Raw genomic sequence first — 6,339 nt, forward strand, 5'->3', positions numbered from 1 at the left:
CGAACCCAGCTTCAATACGCCATCGTGGAAAAACGACGGGGGCGTCAATGCCCCCGTATCGTCAAAGCCCTGCCAAAACGCTACACCGTTCGTTACCTGAAGAAAGACATTAACTGAACGGCATTACCCGGGTAAGGGGCGTATCCCGGGTATTCGACGCGCGGCGGTGGCGGCGGCGCCGTGATGATCACGTTGTCGTCGTAATAAGGATCGGCCGGCACCACGGCGCAAGCGCCGAGCAGGCTGCCGAGCAGCGCGATGAGGATGAGCCTGCGCTTCATGATCTTCTCTCCGTTTGTGTTTTCATGATCACATTAACGGCTGCTGCCGCCTTCAGTGGACCGATTTAACACTTGCTTACGATTGCTTGCACCAGCCAGCAGCCCCACGACGTAAAAAGGCCGCCCTGATGGCGGCCCAGAAACACAAATTGTGAGCACCTACTTGCGCAACGCGTCCCTGATTTCCCGCAACAGGACGACATCTTCCGGCGGCGGCGGCGGTTCGGTCGGCGCCGGCGCCGCGTCTTCCTTGCGCAAGCGGTTCATCTGCTTGACGATCATGAAGATGATGAAGGCCAGGATGACGAAATTGACCAGGATGGTGAAGAAGGAACCGTAGGCGAAGACCGGGATGCCGGCCTTTTTCAGTTCAGCCAGGGTGGCCAGGTTTTCCGGGTTGTCGCCGAGGACGACGAACAGGTTGGAGAAATCGAGCTTGCCGACGACCATGCTGACCAGCGGCATGATCAGGTCGCCGACCACCGAATCGACGATCTTGCCAAAGGCGGCACCGATGATGACGCCGACCGCCAGATCCATCGCATTGCCCTTGACGGCAAATTCCTTGAACTCCTGCAACATGCCCATGCTTTTCCCCTTTCCGGTGAAGTAGTTTTACCGGGCGGATTATTCGGCGACGCGCCAAGCGCGGTCAAGGCGATTTGCAATATTTCAAGATTGACCGGGAAACGCCCGCTGCAGCCTCGCCGCTGCAGCGACCAGGGTTTCCTCACGCTTGGCGAAGCAGAATCGCACCACCTTGTCGTCGCGCCCGTCCGGCTGGAAGACGGAAACCGGGATCACCGCGACGCCGACCTCGCGCGTCAGCCATTCGGCGAAATCGCGGTCTGCCAGCTCCGACATCCGCTCGTAACGCGCCAGTTGAAAGTAGGTGCCACGACAGGGCAGCAGCTCGAAGGGCGTCGCCGCCAGCAGTTGCCGGAAGGCATCGCGCTTCTCCTGGTAGAAGGCGGCCAGGCCAAGATGGCGCGAGGCGTCCTGCATGTAGTCGGCGATCGCCAGTTGCGACGGCCCGTGCACGGTGAACACGTTGAACTGGTGCACCTTGCGGAACTCGGCCATCAACGCCGCCGGGCCGACGACGTAGCCGATCTTCCAGCCGGTGATGTGATAGGTCTTGCCGAAGCTGGAAACGACGATGCTGCGTGCCGCCAGTTCCAGATGGCCGGACAGGCTGGCATGCGCCTCGCCGTCGAACAGGATGTGCTCGTAGACCTCGTCGGACAGGACGACGATGTCGCTCCCCCGGACGACGCCCGCCAGCGCGTCGAGATCGGCCGCGGAGAGCAGCGCGCCGGTCGGATTGTGCGGCGAGTTGATGACGATCATCCGCGTCCGCGGCGTGATCAGCGCCCGCACTTCATCCCAGTCCGGCGCGTAGTCCGGAAAACGCAGGTGGGCGTAGACCGCCTTGCCGCCGACCGTTTCGATCGCCGGCACATAGCTGTCGTACACCGGCGCGAAGACGATGACCTCGTCGCCCGGCCGGACGAAGGCGGCAATCGCGGTGAAGATCGCCTGCGTCGCGCCGGCGGTGACGGTGATTTCCGTTTCGCTGTCGTAAGCCGCGCCGTACAGCGCCGCCACCTTGCCGGCAATCGCCGTGCGCAGCTCCGGCATGCCGGCCATCGGCGCGTACTGGTTGCGGCCGGCCCGCAGGTGACGATGCATGGCGTCGAACAGCGCGTCTTCGGCCTGAAAATCGGGAAAGCCCTGCGCCAGATTGACGGCGCTGCATTCGGCGGCCAGCCGCGACATGACGGTGAAGATCGTCGTCCCCATGGCGGGGAAGCGGGAGTCGATGTGGACGGAAGTTTGCATCGCAAGCATGGCGGACGGAAAGGGGCCCAATCTTGCGCCAAGGCCGGACGGCGGACAAGCCGGGCGCCGAAATTGCGCGTAGTATTACATCCGTTATAACAGCCGGAGGCCCTCATGTACGCGCTCAAACTGACCCAGATCGGCAATTCGGTCGGCGTCGTGCTGCCCAAGGAATTGCTGGCCAAACTGCATGTCGAGAAGGGCGACACCGTCTACGCCACGGAATCGCCCGACGGCGTGCGTCTGACGCCGTTCGACCCGGCCTTCGAGAAGCAGATGGAAGCGGCGAAAAAAATCATGAAGGCACGCCGCAACGTGCTGCACGAACTGGCCAAATGACCGGCTGGATCTGGCTCGAAACATCGGTGGTCGGGGCGATCCACGAAGCGCAACTGACCGAGCACGGCGGTCCGGTCGGCATCCGCGACACCGGCCTGCTGACCTCGGCGCTGGCCCGCCCGGTCAACCTGGCCGCCGACGACGCGCAAGCCGACGCGGCGGCGCTCGCTGCTGCCTACGCTTTCGGCATCGTCCGCAACCATCCCTTCATTGACGGCAACAAACGCACCGCCTTTGTCTGCAGCGAACTCTTCCTCGTACTCAACGGCCTTTGCCTGACGGCTTCCGACAGCGACTGTGTCGGCGCCATGCTCGCCCTCGCCGCCGGCGACATCGGCGAAACCGAATTCGCCGCCTGGCTGCGCCTGCACATCCTCCCCGCTCCATGAACATTCACGGCATCCCCACCCGCACGCTGCGTGCCGACCCCGCTCGGCGCGCCATCGAAATCATCGACCAGACCCGCCTGCCGCACGCGCTGCACTGGGTCGGCGTCGGCACGCTGGACGAAGCGGCGCACGCCATCCGCGCCATGCTGGTGCGCGGCGCGCCGCTGATCGGCGCCACCGCCGCCTACGGCCTGGCCATCGCGCTCAACGACGAGGCCGACGACACCCGGCTGGACGAAGCGATTGCCGTCCTCGGTGCCACCCGGCCGACCGCGGTCAACCTGCATTGGGCGCTGGCCCGCATGGACAAGGTCCTGCGCCCCCTGCCGCCGGCACAACGCAGTAGCGCCGCCTGGGCGGAAGCGGCGGCAATCGCCGACGAGGACGTGGCGCAGAACGCGGCAATCGGCCGGCACGGGCTGGAGCTGCTGCGCCGCCTGCCGCGCCGCGACGGCCGCGTGCTCAACGTGATGACCCATTGCAACGCCGGCTGGCTCGCCACCGTCGATTGGGGCACCGCGCTCGCCCCGGTCTATGCCGCGCACGACGCCGGCCTGCCGGTGCATGTCTGGGTTTCCGAAACCCGGCCGCGCAACCAGGGCCTGCTCACCGCCTGGGAACTCGCCCAGCACGGCGTGCCGCACACCCTGCTCGCCGACAACGCGGCCGGCCTGCTGATGCGTACCGGCCAGGTCGATGCGGTGATCGTCGGCGCCGACCGCATCGCCGCCAACGGCGACGTCGCCAACAAGGTGGGCACCTACCTGAAGGCGCTGGCCTGCGCCGACAACGACATTCCCTTCTACGTCGCCGCGCCGCGCTCGACGCTCGACTTCGCCTGCGCCAACGGCGCCGCGATCCCGATCGAGGAACGCGACGGCGATGAGTTCCGCCTCGTGCACGGCACCGACCCGCGCGGCACGCCGGCCGCCGTGCGTCAGCTTCCGGCCGGCGAAGCGGTCGCCAACCCGGCTTTCGACGTCACCCCGGCCCGCCTGGTCGCCGCCATCATCACCGAGCGCGGCGCCTGCCCGGCCAGCCGCGCCGGCCTGCTCGGCCTCTACCCGGAAGAAACGGCATGAGCGAACTGCGCGCCAAGCTGATCGTCGCCGCCCGCGCCATGCGCCCGGCCGGCCTCAACCGCGGCACCGCCGGCAACCTCAGCGTGCGCTGCGGCGACGGCTTCCTGATCACGCCGACCGGCATGCCCTACGACGCGCTGGAAGTCGACGACATCCCGCTGATGGCGATCGACGACAGCGCCGACGGCAGCTTCAGCGGCCGCCGCAAGCCGTCGTCGGAATGGCGCTTCCACCGCGACCTCTACGCCAGCCGCCCGGAAGTCGGCGCCGTCCTGCACGCCCACTCGCCGTTCGCCGTCACGCTGGCCTGCCTGCGCCGCGACCTCCCGCCCTTCCACTACATGATCGCCCGCTTCGGCGGCGACAGCGTGCGCTGCGCCGACTACGCGCTGTTCGGCACACCGGCGCTGTCGGCGGCGGCGCTCACCGCGATGGCCGGGCGCCGCGGCTGCCTGCTCGCCAACCACGGCCTGCTCGTCGCCGGCCGCGACCTCGACGAAGCCTTTGCCCTCGCCGTCGAACTCGAGGAACTCTGCGAACAATACTGGCGCGCCTGCCAGCTCGGCGAACCGGTACTGCTCGACGCGGTCGACATGGCAGCAGTGATGAACAAATTCAAAACCTACGGACAACAATGAACGCACACCTCGACCTCTCGCGCTGGGCACAAACGCACGAATACGGCGCCGGCAACGCGCGCGCCGAAACTGGCACCCGCTGGGTGCTGTGGCTGACCCTGACGACGATGGTCGTCGAGATCGCCGCCGGCTGGTGGTTCAACTCGATGGCCCTGCTCGCCGACGGCTGGCACATGAGTTCGCACGCGCTGGCCATCGGCCTCGCCAGCCTCGCCTACGCCGCCGCCCGCAAGTACGCCGAAGACCCCAGCTTCGCCTTCGGCACCTGGAAGATCGAAGTCCTCGCCGGCTACACCAGCGCCCTCTGCCTGCTCGGCGTCGCCGCGCTGATGGTCTGGGGCGCCGTCGAACGCCTGATCGAACCGGCGCCGATCGCCTACGGCGAAGCCATGCTGGTCGCCGTCCTCGGCCTCGCCGTCAACCTCGGCAGCGCGGCGATCCTGCTGCGCGCCGGCGGTCACGACCATCACGGTCATGATCATGGGCACGGCCATGACCACGGGCACGATCATCATCACGGCCACGACGACCTCAACCTCAAGGCCGCCTACATCCACGTCCTCACCGACGCGCTGACCTCGGTGCTCGCCATCGCCGCCCTCGCCGGCGGCTGGTTTTGGGGCTGGAACTGGCTCGACCCCGCCTGCGCCATGGTCGGCGCCGTACTCGTCGCGCTGTGGGCGAAGAACCTGCTGCGCGACACCAGCCGCGTCCTGCTCGACCGCGAGATGGACCACCCGGTGGTCGAGGAAATCCGCGAAGTCATCGGCGAACTGCCACCCGGCACGCAGATCACCGACCTCCACGTCTGGCGCGTCGGCAACGGCGCCTACGCCTGCGCCATCTCGCTGCTCACCCACGACAGCGCGCTGACCCCGCTCGCCATCCGCCAGGCCCTCGCCATCCACGAGGAAATCGCCCACGTCACGGTGGAAATACACCGCTGCGACGAGTGTTCCCCCGGCACGGCGTTCTCCGGGCAGTGACGCCGATCCGGCTGCGAAGTGGCGGGTTTCTGTTCCAGTAGAAACGCTGTTTTCCGCCGGTGACCGGCGGGCGGCTTTGCGACTTTGGCTTCTGAAGCGCCGGGTTCCGCGCCTGACGCGCGGGCGTACTTTTTCTTGTGTGGCCAAGAAAAAGTAGCCAAAAAGAAGGCCACCCCCAGGTCGGCGCCGGGCTACGCCCGGTCCCTTGCGCTACTCGCCGGTCCGGGCGGCTGGCTAAACTCGGCCCTGCGGGCCTCAAACAACGCCAGCCGACAACCCCCGGCCCGCCTGCGTTGCTCAGCGCCTCCCAGGGGGACCCCGAACACCGACCGGGCGCGACCTCGCCCGGTCAATAATTAAAAGCGCGAATCACGGCAATGCCCAACGTGAAGTTGAGGGGCCTGCCGCCAAAAGAGGCAGCAAAGAGCAGAAGCGCCGATTGCGGCAGGTCCCCTCGAACGCAGTGTTAGGCCTTTCGTTTCTCGGGAAGCGCATTCGTCTTAGCTCTATAGATTTCTCGTGGCCCCGCGTGTAACCACGACAGATACGCAAGCGGGTCGTGCGACTGTAGTTCTACTTGATATAGCTGAGATAGCAAGGCGCTGACCATCAGCCCTACTGTCGCCTCTCCCCACCGACCTATGGCAGTTGAACCATCTAGCAGCCTGTCGGACTAACTCTTTCCTGATGGGATAATGGCAGCGAGCCAACCGAACCGAGCCAGAGAGATGAGCCGTTTCCATCCTGTTGACCGCCAGACCGGCTACCTTTTACCGCCCTCG

General features: G+C 66.3%; 8 protein-coding genes. 5 read left to right on the forward strand and 3 right to left on the reverse strand.

All coding sequences use genetic code 11. From position 1 onward, the window contains the following. Positions 1 to 92 precede the first annotated feature (92 nt). From ACLIIZ_RS20865 to ACLIIZ_RS20875, 3 genes are all read right to left on the reverse strand, one after another. Positions 93 to 281 carry a hypothetical protein gene (locus tag ACLIIZ_RS20865; RefSeq protein ID WP_416695595.1) on the reverse strand — a complete coding sequence of 63 codons (189 nt, stop codon included), beginning with the start codon at positions 279 to 281 and terminating at the stop codon, positions 93 to 95. 159 nt (positions 282 to 440) lie between these two features. Further along, complete coding sequence (gene mscL, locus ACLIIZ_RS20870; protein ID WP_416695597.1) at positions 441 to 869, reverse strand: large conductance mechanosensitive channel protein MscL; 429 nt, start codon at positions 867 to 869, stop codon at positions 441 to 443. 84 nt (positions 870 to 953) lie between these two features. After that, positions 954 to 2,123 carry a pyridoxal phosphate-dependent aminotransferase gene (locus tag ACLIIZ_RS20875; protein ID WP_416695599.1) on the reverse strand — a complete coding sequence of 390 codons (1,170 nt, stop codon included), beginning with the start codon at positions 2,121 to 2,123 and terminating at the stop codon, positions 954 to 956. A 114-nt stretch (positions 2,124 to 2,237) separates the two neighbouring features. Here ACLIIZ_RS20875 and ACLIIZ_RS20880 point away from each other — a divergent pair, with 114 nt between their 5' ends. The 5 genes from ACLIIZ_RS20880 to dmeF are packed head-to-tail and all read left to right on the forward strand — an operon-like array spanning position 2,238 to position 5,557. Then, positions 2,238 to 2,462: an AbrB/MazE/SpoVT family DNA-binding domain-containing protein gene (locus ACLIIZ_RS20880; RefSeq protein ID WP_416695601.1), complete on the forward strand. Its 225-nt coding sequence runs from the start codon at positions 2,238 to 2,240 to the stop codon at positions 2,460 to 2,462. Continuing rightward, positions 2,459 to 2,851, forward strand: coding sequence for a type II toxin-antitoxin system death-on-curing family toxin (locus tag ACLIIZ_RS20885; RefSeq protein ID WP_416695603.1), 393 nt, complete (start codon positions 2,459 to 2,461; stop codon positions 2,849 to 2,851). Before ACLIIZ_RS20880 ends, ACLIIZ_RS20885 begins: the two co-directional genes overlap by 4 nt. Continuing rightward, positions 2,848 to 3,933 carry an S-methyl-5-thioribose-1-phosphate isomerase gene (mtnA, locus tag ACLIIZ_RS20890; protein ID WP_416695605.1) on the forward strand — a complete coding sequence of 362 codons (1,086 nt, stop codon included), beginning with the start codon at positions 2,848 to 2,850 and terminating at the stop codon, positions 3,931 to 3,933. Before ACLIIZ_RS20885 ends, mtnA begins: the two co-directional genes overlap by 4 nt. Continuing rightward, positions 3,930 to 4,571, forward strand: a complete 642-nt coding sequence (locus ACLIIZ_RS20895) for a class II aldolase/adducin family protein (RefSeq protein ID WP_416695607.1) — start codon at positions 3,930 to 3,932, stop codon at positions 4,569 to 4,571. The genes mtnA and ACLIIZ_RS20895 overlap by 4 nt, the downstream gene beginning before the upstream one ends. Next, entirely contained in the window at positions 4,568 to 5,557 is a 990-nt protein-coding gene (gene dmeF / locus ACLIIZ_RS20900; protein ID WP_416695609.1) for a CDF family Co(II)/Ni(II) efflux transporter DmeF, read from the forward strand. Before ACLIIZ_RS20895 ends, dmeF begins: the two co-directional genes overlap by 4 nt. The last annotated feature ends 782 nt before the right edge of the window (positions 5,558 to 6,339 follow it).

Source organism: Azonexus caeni, assembly GCF_048146105.1.
In the GTDB taxonomy this organism is placed as follows: domain Bacteria; phylum Pseudomonadota; class Gammaproteobacteria; order Burkholderiales; family Rhodocyclaceae; genus Azonexus; species Azonexus aromaticus_B.

Coding starts and splice junctions, on each gene's coding strand:
- mscL (WP_416695597.1), bottom strand. CDS start 869: ATGGGCATGTTGCAGGAGTTCAAGGAATTTGCCGTCAAGGGCAATGCG.
- ACLIIZ_RS20865 (WP_416695595.1), bottom strand. CDS start 281: ATGAAGCGCAGGCTCATCCTCATCGCGCTGCTCGGCAGCCTGCTCGGC.
- ACLIIZ_RS20880 (WP_416695601.1), top strand. CDS start 2,238: ATGTACGCGCTCAAACTGACCCAGATCGGCAATTCGGTCGGCGTCGTG.
- ACLIIZ_RS20895 (WP_416695607.1), top strand. CDS start 3,930: ATGAGCGAACTGCGCGCCAAGCTGATCGTCGCCGCCCGCGCCATGCGC.
- ACLIIZ_RS20885 (WP_416695603.1), top strand. CDS start 2,459: ATGACCGGCTGGATCTGGCTCGAAACATCGGTGGTCGGGGCGATCCAC.
- dmeF (WP_416695609.1), top strand. CDS start 4,568: ATGAACGCACACCTCGACCTCTCGCGCTGGGCACAAACGCACGAATAC.
- ACLIIZ_RS20875 (WP_416695599.1), bottom strand. CDS start 2,123: ATGCAAACTTCCGTCCACATCGACTCCCGCTTCCCCGCCATGGGGACG.
- mtnA (WP_416695605.1), top strand. CDS start 2,848: ATGAACATTCACGGCATCCCCACCCGCACGCTGCGTGCCGACCCCGCT.